This is a genomic window from Azospirillum himalayense (assembly GCF_042657465.1).
In the GTDB taxonomy this organism is placed as follows: Bacteria; Pseudomonadota; Alphaproteobacteria; order Azospirillales; family Azospirillaceae; genus Azospirillum; species Azospirillum himalayense.
Map to the genome: position 1 here is coordinate 1 of NZ_JBHSLC010000001.1, position 13,217 is coordinate 13,217.

Annotated in this window: 14 protein-coding genes; 3 read left to right on the top strand and 11 right to left on the bottom strand. The window is 69.9% G+C overall.

The genetic code is table 11. From position 1 onward, the window contains the following. Positions 1–216 precede the first annotated feature (216 nt). On the bottom strand, positions 217–1,092 hold the full coding sequence (locus ACFPMG_RS00005) for a hypothetical protein (protein WP_376993209.1): 876 nt from the start codon (positions 1,090–1,092) through the stop codon (positions 217–219). Positions 1,093–1,094: 2 nt separating this feature from the next. Beyond that, a complete protein-coding gene (locus tag ACFPMG_RS00010; RefSeq protein ID WP_376993210.1) occupies positions 1,095–1,643 on the bottom strand; it encodes a sigma-70 family RNA polymerase sigma factor in 549 nt (182 codons plus the stop codon). Between the two features lie 177 nt (positions 1,644–1,820). Here ACFPMG_RS00010 and ACFPMG_RS00015 point away from each other — a divergent pair, with 177 nt between their 5' ends. Together ACFPMG_RS00015 and ACFPMG_RS00020 are read left to right on the top strand one after the other, a co-directional pair. After that, positions 1,821–2,105, top strand: coding sequence for an HU family DNA-binding protein (locus ACFPMG_RS00015; RefSeq protein WP_014241890.1), 285 nt, complete (start codon positions 1,821–1,823; stop codon positions 2,103–2,105). 86 nt (positions 2,106–2,191) lie between these two features. Then, positions 2,192–2,374 (top strand): hypothetical protein, encoded by a 183-nt coding sequence (locus ACFPMG_RS00020; protein WP_376993211.1) that lies wholly within the window; start codon positions 2,192–2,194, stop codon positions 2,372–2,374. Positions 2,375–2,383: 9 nt separating this feature from the next. Here the strand turns inward: ACFPMG_RS00020 and ACFPMG_RS00025 are convergent, their stop codons facing one another. The 7 genes from ACFPMG_RS00025 to ACFPMG_RS00055 form a co-directional block, all read right to left on the bottom strand. Continuing rightward, positions 2,384–2,758, bottom strand: a complete 375-nt coding sequence (locus tag ACFPMG_RS00025; protein ID WP_376993212.1) for a response regulator — start codon at positions 2,756–2,758, stop codon at positions 2,384–2,386. A gap of 99 nt (positions 2,759–2,857) precedes the next feature. Then, positions 2,858–3,589 (bottom strand): helix-turn-helix domain-containing protein, encoded by a 732-nt coding sequence (locus ACFPMG_RS00030; protein ID WP_376993213.1) that lies wholly within the window; start codon positions 3,587–3,589, stop codon positions 2,858–2,860. Between the two features lie 179 nt (positions 3,590–3,768). Next, positions 3,769–5,088, bottom strand: coding sequence for a four-carbon acid sugar kinase family protein (locus ACFPMG_RS00035; protein ID WP_376993214.1), 1,320 nt, complete (start codon positions 5,086–5,088; stop codon positions 3,769–3,771). Continuing rightward, a complete protein-coding gene (locus tag ACFPMG_RS00040) occupies positions 5,085–6,356 on the bottom strand; it encodes a ribulose-bisphosphate carboxylase large subunit family protein (RefSeq protein ID WP_376993215.1) in 1,272 nt (423 codons plus the stop codon). The genes ACFPMG_RS00035 and ACFPMG_RS00040 overlap by 4 nt, the downstream gene beginning before the upstream one ends. An 8-nt stretch (positions 6,357–6,364) precedes the next feature. Beyond that, a complete protein-coding gene (locus ACFPMG_RS00045) occupies positions 6,365–6,904 on the bottom strand; it encodes a VOC family protein (protein ID WP_174439106.1) in 540 nt (179 codons plus the stop codon). A 43-nt stretch (positions 6,905–6,947) separates the two neighbouring features. Further along, entirely contained in the window at positions 6,948–8,837 is a 1,890-nt protein-coding gene (locus ACFPMG_RS00050; protein WP_376993216.1) for a TRAP transporter large permease, read from the bottom strand. 39 nt (positions 8,838–8,876) lie between these two features. After that, positions 8,877–9,932: a TRAP transporter substrate-binding protein gene (locus ACFPMG_RS00055; protein WP_174439105.1), complete on the bottom strand. Its 1,056-nt coding sequence runs from the start codon at positions 9,930–9,932 to the stop codon at positions 8,877–8,879. 134 nt (positions 9,933–10,066) lie between these two features. Between ACFPMG_RS00055 and ACFPMG_RS00060 the strand changes: the two genes are divergently transcribed. Continuing rightward, positions 10,067–11,152: a LacI family DNA-binding transcriptional regulator gene (locus tag ACFPMG_RS00060; RefSeq protein ID WP_376993311.1), complete on the top strand. Its 1,086-nt coding sequence runs from the start codon at positions 10,067–10,069 to the stop codon at positions 11,150–11,152. Here ACFPMG_RS00060 and ACFPMG_RS00065 read toward each other — a convergent pair. Further along, complete coding sequence (locus tag ACFPMG_RS00065; RefSeq protein WP_376993217.1) at positions 11,118–12,056, bottom strand: DMT family transporter; 939 nt, start codon at positions 12,054–12,056, stop codon at positions 11,118–11,120. The genes ACFPMG_RS00060 and ACFPMG_RS00065 overlap by 35 nt on opposite strands. A gap of 177 nt (positions 12,057–12,233) precedes the next feature. Further along, on the bottom strand, positions 12,234–13,178 hold the full coding sequence (gene kce, locus ACFPMG_RS00070) for a 3,5-dioxohexanoate:acetyl-CoA acetone transferase (RefSeq protein ID WP_376993218.1): 945 nt from the start codon (positions 13,176–13,178) through the stop codon (positions 12,234–12,236). Positions 13,179–13,217: the final 39 nt, after the last annotated feature.

The window sequence follows — 13,217 nt, forward strand, 5'->3', positions numbered from 1 at the left end:
TCGCCACGAACAGCGCCACAAGCCCCGTCACGCCAAGGCCGAGCATCATGAAGTTGTAGACCCGCAGCATGTGCTTGCGCAGGCCCTCGTCGAACGCCGCGCCGTAGGCCGGCGCCGCGGTGCCGAATTGGTTGCCGTAGAAGGGTCCGCTCATCGTCTCACCATGTCCTTCGGATGCTTATCGTTCAGAGGCTTGTCGTTCAATGCGTCGGCTTTTCAGAACCACGCCATGCGGGCATCGCGGGCGTGGGCCAGGATTTCGTTTTCCGGCTGTTCACCGCACAGCGCGTAGACCGTCGTCCCGACCTGCCAGTAGGCGACCGAAACGTTGCCGATCCGCTCCGCCTGGGGTTCGGTGACGGCGAAGCGGTCGACCTCGCTGGCGAACAGCGTGATCAATTCCGACCCGCCGTGGCGGTAGGCCGCCTGCACCGCGACCCCGCCGTCCCAGGCCACCGTGCGCAGCCCGTCCGGCGCCTGCCCGATGTCGAGCTGCGGGATCGGCACCGCGACCTCCGGGTTGGCGGGGGCGAGCCGGTTGACCAGGGATTGGGCGGCGTCGGCAAAGGGCTTGAAGTCGATCCCGCTGTGCAGCGCCTGCTGGTGGGTCTGCGCCGCGATGGTGATGTAGTGGGTGGCCGCGTGCGCCGTGGCGACGGGGTTGACCGACAGGGACGACACCGCGCTGTGCGCCGTCCAGCCGAGCCCGACGAGGCAGAGCGCCGCGACGGCCCGCCGTCCGCGGCCCGAGCCGTTGGCGGCGCGCGCCCGCGCCCGGTTCATCAGCTCCGCCGCCGGGCGGCGCCACAGGGCGCCCCACTGCTTGCGCCTCGGCAGTGGCGCGCCGGCGCCGACCGCCGGCTGGGCCGGCGTGGCGACGGATTCCGGCACGGCCAGCTCCGGTTGCGCCTTCTCCACGGCCGGGCCGGCCATGAACAGGCGGATCTCGTCGCGCACCCGCATGTCGTGCATGACGCGGGCGGCCTCCTCCGGATTCGCTTCAAGGTAGGCTTCGACCTCGATACGGCGCTGCGCGTCGAGTTCGCCGTCCACATAGGCGTTCAGGTCGATGTCGCTGATCGGTTCGTTCATCGTCATTTCACCACGCGCAACGGGGGGCGCTGGACCCGGTCTGATGGGGTTCGGTCGGACTGGTCCGACGTCGGCTGGCGCTCGCCGCCCGTCTTGGCCCGCAGCGCGTCGCGCGCGCGGCCCAGGCGGGACATCAGGGTACCCACGGGGATGCCCAGGCATTCGGCGGCGTCCCGGTAGGACATGCCGTCGAACGCCACGAGGACCAGAGCCTCCCGCTGTTCGACCGGCAGGGTCATCAGGGCCGCGATGGTCTGGCCGAGATGGACGTGGCTCAACTGCGCGGGCGGGGAGCCTTCCTCCGCCATCGAGCTGAGCTCGCCGGTCGCCTGGCGTTCGGCCTGCTGGCGCCGCCAGCGGTCCACGAAGGTGTTGTGGACGATGGCGAGCAGCCACTTGCGCAGGTCGCGCCCGTCCGTGAAGGACGACGCCCCCTCGATGGCCTTGACGAGCGCCTCCTGGACGAGGTCCTCGGCCTGATCGGGGTCGCGCATCAGGACCAGGGCGTAGCGCCGCAGAACGTCCAGATGCTGTCCCAGCTCGTCTTTCATCACCGTCCCGGATTGGTTCTTCACACTCGGCATACGGATCATGCCGTGGCTTAATCCGCTCCGGGGGAAAAAATCGCCACGGGATTGGCTTGCGCGCGGACGCGGGGCGGAGTAGGTCAGAAGCGCCTGGAGCCCTGGAGAATGCTGGGGTTCCTCCATGAACAAGGGGAGTAGGGAATGACGAAGGCCGATCTCATCGACGCGATCGCCGGCAAGCTGGGCGGCACGAAGGCCGACGCCGGCAAGGCGCTGGATGCGGTTCTGGAGAGCCTGCAGGACGCGCTGGTCAAGGGGGAGACGGTCAAGCTGCCGGGCTTCGGCCAGTTCGAGATCGCCGAGCGCGGCGAGCGCACGGGCCGCAACCCGCAGACCGGTGCGGAGATCAAGATCGCCGCCTCCAAGGCGCCGAAGTTCTCCGCCGGCAAGGCCCTCAAGGACGCCGTCAACGGCAAGGCCGAGTAAGCCTTCCGCAAGGACGATCCTTGTATTGGATGAAGGGGCGGCGGCAACGCCGCCCCTTTCGTCTTTCAAAATTTCATGGTGACGTCATGAGCAGCAACAGCATCTACCGCTGGATCAAGGTTGAAGGACGGTGGGAGCCGGCGCAGCAACTGGCCGATGGCTCCTACATGCCGATCGGCGACATCGTGCCGCTGCCCGCCCGCAGCGTGAAGGTCGGCCCGGTGATCGAGCCGCCGCCCCGCAACGCCGCCCCCAAGGACGACGAGTAGACCCCGGCTTTAACCGAAGGGCCGGGTGGGGTCGAGCATGGCGCGGACGGCGCCGATCGCCGCCTGGAAGCTGAAGGGCTTGTGCAGGACGCGCAGCCGGTCGGACTCCGGGTGCCAGAGGGCGCCGCTGTCGGCGGTCATGACGATCACCGGCAGGGCGGGCCGCCGCGCCCGCGTCCGGCGAATCAGTTCGTTGCCATCCATCACCGGCATGCGCAGGTCGGTCATCAGCAGCGACGCCGGGCCGCTCTCCAGGGCGGTGATGGCTTCCAACCCGTTATGGGTCAGGGTGACGCGCAGCCCCTGGCCTTCCAGCGTGTCGGCAAGGGCCAGGGCTTCGAGGCGTTCATCCTCGGCGACGAGAATGTGGGGAACGGACTCCATGGTTCGGCCTGACGGTGCAACGCAAAGGGAGTAAGGGGTACGTTGCGGCCGGCCGAATGGATTTCCCTTGATCGCGGAGGATGGTCACGGTGCTTGGTTTCAGGCGCACTCGGCCAGATCGGCCAGGGCCTCGGCGTCCAGCAGCTCGACCCGGCCGCCGTCCAGGATGCGGATCAGGCGCGAGGTCTTGAGCTTGGTGAAGCCGCGCGACACGGTCTCCGTGGTCAGCCCCAGATGGTCGGCGATGTCGCAGCGGCTCATCGGCAGGGCGATGGCCCGGCCCGCACCGGCCCGGCGGCTCAGCGCCAGCAGGAAACTGGCCAGCTTCTCCAGCGCCGACTTGCGGCCCAGCAGCAGCATCTGGTCCTGCGCCGCCACCAGCTCGGAGGTGGTGACCGACAGCAGCCGGCGGGCCAGCGCGGGCTGGGAGTCCAGCAGGGCGTCGAGCTGGCAGCGCGGGATGCGTTGGACGGTGGAGGCGGTGATCGCCTCGGCGGAGTAGAGGTAGCGGTCGGCGAAGGCCAGCCCGACCATGTCGCCGGCCTGGAGGAAACCGATGATCTGGCGCCGCCCGTCCGGCAGCAGCTTGTAGAGGCGGATCATGCCGTCCACCACGCGGAAGACGGCGTCGGCGGCCTCGCCCTCGGCGAAGATGGACTGCTCGCGGTCGAACACCCGGAACTGGGCGATGGCGGCCAGGGGGTCGACGTCGTTGGCGGCGAAGCCGGCGGCAGGACGGGAGGGGGCGACACGCGGCATCGCCATCACGGCGGCCTGATGGCCGTGCGGAACACGCGTCGGCTGGGCGGCGATGGCGGTGTGAGCGTGCATGTCGGGCCCCTCGGCTTTCGTGGAAGCGGCCCACCCCCGTGGGGCAACCGCTTGATGAGCCGAAATTACGCGCTGCGAGGTACCCTGTGCAGTTCGGTCTTGTACCTAAGGGGCTTTGCGTACGTAAGACTACCTAGGGGCCATTGGTGACGCGTGGGGGCGGAGGGGGGCAGGGATGCTCACCCCCCATGCACCAGCCGTTCGAACAGGTCCTCCGACCCCATCTGCCCGCCCTTGAGCATCAGCTCGACGCCGTCGGTGGGCGGGTGCGCGCTGTGGGTCAGGCTGACCGTCACACCGGGGCTGAGCGCCGTCCGGTAGGACAGGCCCCACAGGCCCAGCGCCTTCACCGCCTTGCTGGAGGTGTCGCCCCCGGCGATGCCTATGCGGCGCAGCGGCACCGCGCGGGCGACCGTGGCGACGAAGTCCGCGGTGGCGTCGGCGATGGCGGCGGACTGGGCGGTGTCGGGCGTCTCGCCCTCCGCCGGGGCGGTCCACGCCAGCACGTTCCGTCCCTGGCCCAGCAGGCCGGCGATCTCGCTCCGCAGCCGCTCGCGGTAGGCGTCGTCGCGGCACAGGGCGCCGGCGTCCGCCGGCATCCGGTGGAAGGAGGAGGCCGCAGCGATCTGCCGGCGCGTGACCGGCGACAGGCTGCCGGCCAGGACGAAGACCGGCCCCTCCGCCGGGGCCAGCGGCGCATCGCCGACCGTCCCGTCGCGCTGCCATTGGGTGGCCAGCGCCTGGACCACGCCGCTCGGCCCGACCGCCAGCAGGGGCGAGCGTTGCGCCCGCTCCCAGATCAGCCGCCCGACGGGCGCCAGATCCGCCGGCCGGGCGATGTCCAGCAGGATGGCCGACGCGCCGCCCGCCACCATCTGGTCCAGCCTCTCGTCCAGCGCTCCGGCGTCCAGCCCGTAATCCGGGTAGTGCAGAGCGCCCATTCCCTCCAGCCCCTGCGCGGAGAGGTGGAGGCGCAGGTCGGCCTCCGTCATCGGGGTCACCGGATGGGCTTTCATGGTCGGGTGGCGGTCGATGCGGTGGACCGTCCCGCCGGTGCCCGCGGCGGCGAACAGCGTGCTGAACAGGCAGTAGCGCCCGATGTTCGGCTGGCCGCCCACCACCGGCAGGAAGCGGTTGGGGAAGAAGGGCCGCAGGGCGGCTACCGCCGCCCCGATGCTGCCGACCTGCGGCGCGCTATCGAAGGTCGAGCAGCACTTGTAGTGCATCACCGGCACGCCGAGCCCGGCGAAGAAGCGCCCCACCGGCCCCAGCTCCGCCCGCAGGGACTCCGGGTCCATGGTGCGCGACGCCCCGGCGATCCCCAGCGCGTCCAGCGGGCCGAGCCCGGCCAGCCGCTCCGCGTCGGGAATCTCCAAAAGCAGCAGCGCCCGCTGCCCGGCCTTCGCCAGCGTGGCCAGCGTGTCGGTGGCCCCGGTGAAGTCGTCCCCGTACCAGCCCAGCCGGGGGCCCAGCCGGGGCGGCGGGTGTGCCGCCGTCACTTGCCCGCCCCGAAGAACTCCAGGGCGTGCTTCAACTCCGGCCGCGTCGCGGCGGCGTCGGGCAGGGTGACGCCCTCGCGCACCGCCTCCCAGGCTTGGCGGATGCTCGTCACGCCGGCGGCGGGGCCGTCCGGGTGGGCCATGATGCCGCCGCCGGACATGAACAGCAGGTCGTCCGTCCCCACCGCGTCCCAGGTGACGGGCACGGTCCCCGCCCACTGGCCGGAGGAGAAGGCCGGCATCACCACGTCGTCGCAGCCCTCGGCCAGCGGAGCGAGGCAGGACTTGGCGCCGTCGATGACCTCCGCGTCGGGTTGGGCGAACTTGCCCTGGAGGCCGTGGACGTGCATGTGGTCCACCCCGGCGAGCCGCCACAGCGTCTGGTAGGCGTCGAAGCCGATGCCCAGGCTGGGGTGGCGCGACAGGGCGCCGAAGCCGTTGCGGTGCCCGTGCAGCACCAGCCCGCTGTGCCGGCGCAGAGTCTGCACGGCGGAGAAGCCGCACCAGTTCAGGCTGACCATCACGCAGCTTCCGCCCTCGCGCTCCACCAGATCGGCGTGGCGGCGCATGGCGTCCGTCTCGTCGCTGATGTTGAAGGCGACCATGACGTGCTTGCCGGTGCGGTCCTGGTGGCGGCGCACCCGGTCCATCACCGCCGGCACGCGCTGGGCCAGCGGGGCGTGGACCGGATCGGCGCAGATCTCGTCGTCCTTGATGAAGTCCAGCCCGGCGGCGCAGAGCGTGCCGACCAGCTCGCCGGTCTCCTCCGCCGACAGGCCGAGGTTCGGCTTGATGATGGAGCCGACCAGCGCCCCGTGCTCAACCCCGGTCAGCCGCCGGGTGCCGGCCACGCCGTGGCGCGGCGCGTCGAACTGCTTGCGATAATCGGCGGGCAGGCGCACGGAGTCGAGCCGCAGACCGGTCACCTCGCCCAGGTCGAACAGGTTGCCGGCCACCGTGGCGGCCAGCGTCGGCAGGTTGGCGCCGACGTTGCCGGTGGGGAAGCTGATGGTGACGCGGGCGCGCCGCCACGGTCCGGGCCGCTTCTGCCGCTCCAGCCACGTGTTCGGCAGGCTGGGGGAGGCGGCGGGTTCAAGCTCCTCCACCCGCTCCACCACGGCGCGGGCGCGGGCGCGCAGGTCGTCCGTCTCGCCGTGCACGCGGGTGAAGGTGCCGCAGGACTGCTCCCCCGCCATGACCTCCGCCACTTTGGCGGGGTCCAGCGGGGTTTCGATCAGATAGGTCGCCTCGAAGCGGTCGGAGCGCATGGCGAGGCTCACAGGCGGCTGAGGTCGGGGAAGGGCCGGACCGGATCGCGGCCGTCCCAGTCGAGGGAGGCGTTGCGGATCAGGTCGAACATCTTGCCCTTCGGCCCGGCGACCTCCGACAGCTCGATCACCGTGCCGGGGTGGTACTCGGTGTCGAAATAGACGAAGCGGCCCTTCTCGCCGACCTCGCCGCTCATCACCGGCTTGAAGCCCTGGCCGGTCAGCCGCTCCAGGTCGGCGTCGTAATTCTCGGTCCAGTAGGCGACGTGCTGGAGGCCGGTGCGGCCCGCCTTCAGGAAGTCGCGGTACATCGACGGCGCGTCGTTGCGGGTCTGGATCAGCTCCATCTGGAGCGGGCCGGAGTTGGCGAGCGCCACCGAGTTGTGAACCTCGTACCGCTCCCCGCGGTAGCTGTAGTTCTTGATCGGAACCCGCTCGTTGTAGAACCACGGGCCGATGCCCAGGGTGCGGCTCCAGTAATCCATGGCGGCTTCGATGTCGTCGACGACATAGCCAGCCTGCCGGATCTGGCCGAAGAATCGGCTCATGAAGGAACTCCTGATTTTATCGTTATGGGGGACCGGCGGGGCCTCAGTAGGGAAGGAAGCCGGTGGAAATCCACGGAATGGCGGCGACCACGATCAGGCCCACGAGAAGGGCGGCGACGTAGCCCCAGATGTGTTTCAGGCCTTCGTCCGGGCTGACCTTGCTGATGGCGCAGGCGCCGTAGTAGCCGACGCCGAAGGGCGGGGCGAACAGGCCGATGCCCATGGCGAAGATCACGACCATCGCGTAATGCACCTCGTGCACCCCGGCGTCGCGGGCGATGGGGAACAGCAGCGGGCCGAACAGGACGATGGCGGGGATGCCCTCCAGCACGCTGCCCAGGATGATGAAGGCGACGATGGAGATGGCGAGGAAGCCGTAGCCGCCGCCGGGGATGTCGGCCATCCACAGGGCCAGCGCGCGGGAGAAGCCGGACTGAGTCAGGCCCCAGGCCATGGCGGTGGCGCAGCCGACGATGAAGATGATCGCCCCGGTCAGCGACGCCGTCTCGATCAGCATCGGCTTCAGCCGCGCCCAGTCGAACTGGCGGTAGACCAGCAGGCCCATGAGGGTGGAGTAGGCGATGCCGATGGTCGACACCTCGGTCGCCGTCGCCACACCTTCCACCACCGCGGCGCGGATGACGAAGGGCAGCAGGATGGCCGGCAGGGCGGCCACGGCCAGCCGGGCGATCTCGGACGCCGGCGGGCGGCGGATGTGGCTCAGATCCTCATGGCGGTAGCGCCACCAGACGACGGCGCAGAGCGCCGCACCCAGCACCACCGCCGGCAGCAGGCCGCCCGCGAACAGCGCCGCGATGGACACGCCGGTGACCGAACCGATGGTGATGAGGACGATGGAGGGCGGGATGGTCTCGGTCTGCGCGCCGGTCGCCGACAGCAGGGCCACGAGGTCGCCCGGAGGGGCGCCGCGCTTCTTCATCTCCGGGAAGAGCACCGGCGCGATGGCCGCCATGTCGGCGATCTTCGAGCCGGAAATGCCCGACACCAGATACATCGCCCCGATCAGCACGTAGGACAGGCCGCCACGCACATGGCCGAGCAGGCTGGCGAGGAACTGGATCATGGCGCGGGCCATGCCGGTCATCTCGATCAGCAGGCCGAGGAAGACGAACAGCGGCACCGCCAGCAGGATCAGGTGCGACATGCCCTCGTCCAGCCGCCCGACCATGACGAGCAGCGGTGTCGAGGTGGTCAGCGCCAGATAGCCGAAGGTGGCCAGCGCGAAGGAAAAGGCGATGGGAACGCCGCCGAACACGCAGGCGGCGACCACGCCGACGAAGAAGATGACGAGGTTGGCCTGCCCCAGCGGCTTCAGCGCCGGGCCGGCCAGCCAGAAGGCCACGGTCACCGCCGCGGTCAGCGCCACCGCCGCGAGCGTGATCCGGAGGTTGCGCAGCCGCATCAGCCGGATCAGCGCCACCACCGCCATCAGCCCCAGCCCGGTCGGCAGGGCCGCCGCGCGCCAGGCGTTGCTGATTTCCAGCGCCGGGGTGACGATGAACTGCTCCTCCATGGCGTAGTCCAGGGCGGGGTGCAGGATCATCGCCAGGAAGGCGATGGGGGCGGTGATCGCCAGCGTCTCCAGCAGGGCGCGCGGCGTCGGGCCGACGCGGCTGACCAGACCGGTCATCCGCATGTGCTCGCCGCGGCGCAGCGCCACCACGGCGCCCAGCATGGACAGCCACAGGAAGAGGATGGAGGCCAACTCGTCCGACCACACCAGCGGCGCGTGGAAGACGTAGCGCGCCGTCACCCCGGCCAGCAGGATGGCGATCTCGGCCAGAACGATCAGGGCGGCCACACCCTCCACCGTCGCGGCGAGGCCGCGGTCCAGCCGATCGGTCCAGAAACCGCCGGACGCGGCCCCTGGCATGGCGCCGCCCTCGTCGAGCGCCGTCGCGTGGTGAGACAAAGCCGCACCCTCCCTTCCCGTGTTGTCCACAGCCGTTCTTCAGGCGAGCTTGCCGACGGCGCCTTCCAGCAGCGCCCAGGCCTCGTCGCCGAAGCGGCCCTTCCATTCGCCGTAGAAGCCGCTGTCGCGGAGCTTGGCGCGGAAGCTGTCGGGGGAGGGCTGGTTGAAGGTCAGGCCCTTGGACTGGAGGTCGGCCTGCACCGACTGGTTCAGCGCCTTGATGTCCTCGCGCTGCTGCACGCCGGCGTCGTTGATCGCGGTGGAGACGATCTTCTGCAGGTCGGGCGGCAGGCCGCGCCACGCGCGCCCATTGGCGATGAACCAGAAGCCGTCCCAGATGTGGTTGGACAGGGCGCAGTACTTCTGCACCTCGTACAGCTTGGCGACCTGGATGATCGGCAGCGGGTTCTCCTGCGCGTCGACGATGCGCGTCTGCAGCGAGGAATAGACCTCCGAGAACTGCAGACTGGCCGGGGCGGCGGACAGCGACTTGAACATGGCGATGCTGAGCGGGCTGACCGGCACGCGGATCTTCAGCCCGTCCATATCGGCGGCGGACTGGATCGGCTTGGCCCCGCTGGTCATCTGGCGGAAGCCGTTGTCCCACATCTTCTCGAAGGCGTGCAGGCCGACCTTGGAAATGGCGCCGCGCACATGCTCGCCCAGCTTGCCGTCCATGGCGGACCAGACCTGCCCGTAATCGGCGAAGGCGAAGCCGACGGCGTTGATGGCGGCCACCGGGACCAGCGTGGCGATGACCAGCGCCGAGGGCGTGAAGAAGGTGATGCCGCCGCTGCGCACCTGCGACAGCATGTCGGTGTCGCCGCCGAGCTGGTTGTTCGGGAAGATCTGGATGTCGACGCGGCCGTTCGTCTCGCGGCGGATGCGCTCCGCCGCCTCGTGCGAGCGGACGTTCAGCGGATGGGTCAGCGGCAGGTTGTTGCCGTATTTGAAATCGAACTCGGCGGCGCGGGCGATGCGCGGCGCGCCGATCAGGGTGGCGGTGCCGGCCCCCGCGGCCAACCCGGCGGCCATTCCGATCGCCGGAGTGGCGGCCAGCCCCTTGAGCATCGTGCGGCGCGAGAGCGGGTTCATGCTTTCCTCCCAGGAAACGTTGATGTAGTTTGATGTTCGACGGTGATTGTTGGTTGGACGGTATGTGCGCGAATGGCCGGTGTCAAACGCGAATGATGATGTGATTTGATGGGATCGGAGGGTTTTGAGCCGTGATGCAGGATGATGCGGACGCCGTCGCCGCGCCCCCCGAACACACCCGCGGACTGCCGCGGATCGCCGACATCGCGCGGCTGTCCGGGGTTTCCACGGCCACCGTGGACCGCGTGCTGAACCATCGCCCCGGCGTGCGCCCGGCGACCGTGCAGCGCGTGATGAAGGCGGCGGCGGAGCTGGACTACATTCCGGAATCGGACCTCGGCGCGGCGCTCGGGCCGAAGCCGGTGCGGCTGGCCTTCCTGCTGCCGGACGGGACGAACCGCTACCTGACGCGGCTCGGCCAGTTGATCCGCCAGTCGGAGGCGGCGCTGGCCCCGCTGGGCATCCGCGCGCAGGTGGAGTTCATCAAGAGCTTCAACCCCGACCTGCTGGCGCGCAGCCTGCTCCAGCACTGGCGCAAGGTCGACGGGGTGGCTTTCATGGCGTTGGAGCATCCGGCGGTGCGCGAGGCGGTGAACGAGCTGGCGGCACGCAACGTGCCGACGGTGACGCTGATCTCCGACGTGCAGAACTGCCGGCGGGCCGCCTATGTCGGGCTGGACAACCGGGCGGCGGGGCGGACGGCGGGCTATCTGTTCGCGCGCTTCCTCGGCGGGCGCGCGGGCAAGGTCGCGATGATCGCCGGCAGCCTCAGCTACCGCGCGCACGAGGACCGCGAGCTGGGCTTCCTGAACGTCCTGAAGGAGATGGCCCCGGCCATCGAGGTGGTGGGGCTGCGCGAGGCCCACGACGACGAGGCCAAGAGCTACCGGCAGACGCGGACGCTGCTCAGCCACCACCCCGACCTCGCCGGGATCTACACCATCGGCGGCGGGGCGGAGGGCGTGGCCCGCGCGCTGAAGGAGGCGCGGCGGGAGCGCGACGTCGTCTTCATCGGCCACGGCTTCACGCCGGAGACGCGGTCGCTGCTGATCGACGGCACGATGGAGGCGGTGATCACCCAGGACCCGCGCAGCGCCCTGATGAGCTGCGCCGCCGTCTTCGCCAATCTGCGCGCCGGCCGGGAGGCGATGCACGACGTGGAGCCGCCGCGCATCGAGGTCATCTTCAGGGAGAACCTGCCCCCCGCGGCGCCGCCGTGACCGGCGCCGGTGTGGGAACGGGCCGCTTGTCGCGCACCATGACGACCAGCAGGACGGCGCAGAGGATCAGCGCCAGCGCGGCGTAGGTGCGCAGCGGCGGTGTCTCGCCCAGCACGACGATGGCGCCGGTCACGCCGATCACCGGCACGATCAGCGAACTGACGGAGGCCTGCGCGACGCTCAGCCGCCGCACGATGGCGAACCACAGCAGATAGCCGCCGACCATCGCCACCAGGATGTGGAAGACCAGCGCCACCGCCACCTGCGGTTCCAGGGCCAGTGTCGGGGCGGGGTCCATCGCCAGCGCGAAGGGCAGCACCACCGGCAGGGAGATGGCGAACTGCCAGCCGGTGATGGCATTCGGCCCCATGGTCCAGGCCGTCCGCTTGATCAGGACATTGCCCAGCGCCCAGCTCAGCGCGCCGGTCAGCATGAAGGCGGGGCCGAGCGGCAGGGCGCCCAGCCGCAGCAGATCGGGGCCGAGCAGAACGGCCAAGCCCGTCAGCCCGCAGGCCAGCCCCATCCATTGGCGCGGCCCCGGACGCTCGCCCAGGATGGGGATGGCCAGCAACGTCGCCCAGGCCGGCATGGTGTAGGCGATGATCGCCGCTCCGGAGGTCGCCATGTTCATCTGCCCGAAGGCGGAGCAGATGTTGAAGCCCGCCATGTTCAGCAGGGCGACGGCGGCCAGCGGCCAGCGCTGCCCGCGCGGCACGGCCAGCGATTCCCCGCGCGACCGCGCGTAGGCGAACAGCACCGCCGCTCCCACGGCGAAGCCCAGGCTGCGCAGCGTCCAGGGCTGGATCTGGGTGAGGATGATCTTGACGGCGGGCCAGTTCAGGCCCCAGCAGACGCTGATGAGACCCACCAGCGACAGATCCAGCGCCCGAGCGCGGCTTATCATGGCATGGGATTCCGGGTGTGGGGTGGTCGGTAGCGATCGCACGTTCAGTTCCCTCTCCCCTCTGGGGAGAGGGTTAGGGTGAGGGGGTTGCGCTTTTGCCGGACGCACCGAAACGCATATCCCCCTCACCGGCCCTGCGGGCCACCCTCTCCCCGGAGGGGAGAGGATTATTCCCGGTCAGAACCTCACCGCGTCGCCACCCTTCAGCGACAGCATGGCGCGGGCCTCGTCCGGCGTGGCGACCTCAAGAGCCAGCCCCTCGATCAGCTTGCGCACCATGGCGACCTGCTCGGCGTTGGAGGTGGCGAGGCGGCCCGGACCGGCCCACAGATTGTCCTCCAGCCCGACGCGCACGTTGCCGCCCAGCGCCAGCGACTGCGTGGCGATGGGCATCTGGTTGCGCCCGGCGCCCAGCACCGACCACACATACTGGTCGCCGAACAGCCGGTCGGCGGTGCGCTTCATGTGCATCACGTCCTCCGGATGCGCGCCGATGCCGCCCAGGATGCCGAACACCGACTGCACGAACAGCGGCGGCGTCACCAGCTTGCGGTCGAGGAAATGGGCCAGCGTGTAGAGGTGCGAGATGTCGTAGCACTCGAACTCGAAGCGCGTCCCGTTGCCGGAACAGGTCTTCAGGATGTGCTCGATGTCCTTGAAGGTGTTCTTGAAGACGAGGTCCCGGCTGTTCTCCAGATAGGTGCGCTCCCAATCGTGCTGGAACTCGGTGAAGCGGTTCAGCATGGGGAACAGGCCGAAATTCATCGAGCCCATGTTGAGCGACGCGACCTCCGGCTGGAACTGCGCGGCGGGGCGCAGCCGGTCCTCCACCGTCATGGCGGCGCTGCCGCCGGTGGTGATGTTCACCACGGCCTTCGTCGCCTGCTTGATGCGCGGCAGGAAGCGCTGGAACAGATCCGGGTCCTGGGTAGGACGGCCGGTTTCCGGGTCGCGGGCGTGGAGATGGACGATGGCCGCCCCGGCCTTCACCGCGGCGATGGCCTCCGCCGCGATCTGGTCCGGCGTCACCGGCAGGTGCGGCGACATGCTGGGCGTGTGGATGGAGCCGGTGACCGCGCAGGTGATGATGACTTTCCGCGCGCTCTTCTTGGGCGTCGTCATGTTGTCCTCCCGTTGTTTCTTTCTCTGCCCGATCCCCTC

What these genes read in the sequence shown, in the direction of transcription:
- ACFPMG_RS00065 (WP_376993217.1), bottom strand. Translation starts at nt 12,056, where the DNA reads ATGATAAGCCGCGCTCGGGCGCTGGATCTGTCGCTGGTGGGTCTCATC.
- ACFPMG_RS00010 (WP_376993210.1), bottom strand. Translation starts at nt 1,643, where the DNA reads ATGAAAGACGAGCTGGGACAGCATCTGGACGTTCTGCGGCGCTACGCC.
- ACFPMG_RS00030 (WP_376993213.1), bottom strand. Translation starts at nt 3,589, where the DNA reads ATGCACGCTCACACCGCCATCGCCGCCCAGCCGACGCGTGTTCCGCAC.
- ACFPMG_RS00040 (WP_376993215.1), bottom strand. Translation starts at nt 6,356, where the DNA reads ATGCGCTCCGACCGCTTCGAGGCGACCTATCTGATCGAAACCCCGCTG.
- ACFPMG_RS00045 (WP_174439106.1), bottom strand. Translation starts at nt 6,904, where the DNA reads ATGAGCCGATTCTTCGGCCAGATCCGGCAGGCTGGCTATGTCGTCGAC.
- ACFPMG_RS00015 (WP_014241890.1), top strand. Translation starts at nt 1,821, where the DNA reads ATGACGAAGGCCGATCTCATCGACGCGATCGCCGGCAAGCTGGGCGGC.
- ACFPMG_RS00020 (WP_376993211.1), top strand. Translation starts at nt 2,192, where the DNA reads ATGAGCAGCAACAGCATCTACCGCTGGATCAAGGTTGAAGGACGGTGG.
- ACFPMG_RS00005 (WP_376993209.1), bottom strand. Translation starts at nt 1,092, where the DNA reads ATGAACGAACCGATCAGCGACATCGACCTGAACGCCTATGTGGACGGC.
- ACFPMG_RS00025 (WP_376993212.1), bottom strand. Translation starts at nt 2,758, where the DNA reads ATGGAGTCCGTTCCCCACATTCTCGTCGCCGAGGATGAACGCCTCGAA.
- ACFPMG_RS00060 (WP_376993311.1), top strand. Translation starts at nt 10,067, where the DNA reads ATGCAGGATGATGCGGACGCCGTCGCCGCGCCCCCCGAACACACCCGC.
- kce (WP_376993218.1), bottom strand. Translation starts at nt 13,178, where the DNA reads ATGACGACGCCCAAGAAGAGCGCGCGGAAAGTCATCATCACCTGCGCG.
- ACFPMG_RS00055 (WP_174439105.1), bottom strand. Translation starts at nt 9,932, where the DNA reads ATGAACCCGCTCTCGCGCCGCACGATGCTCAAGGGGCTGGCCGCCACT.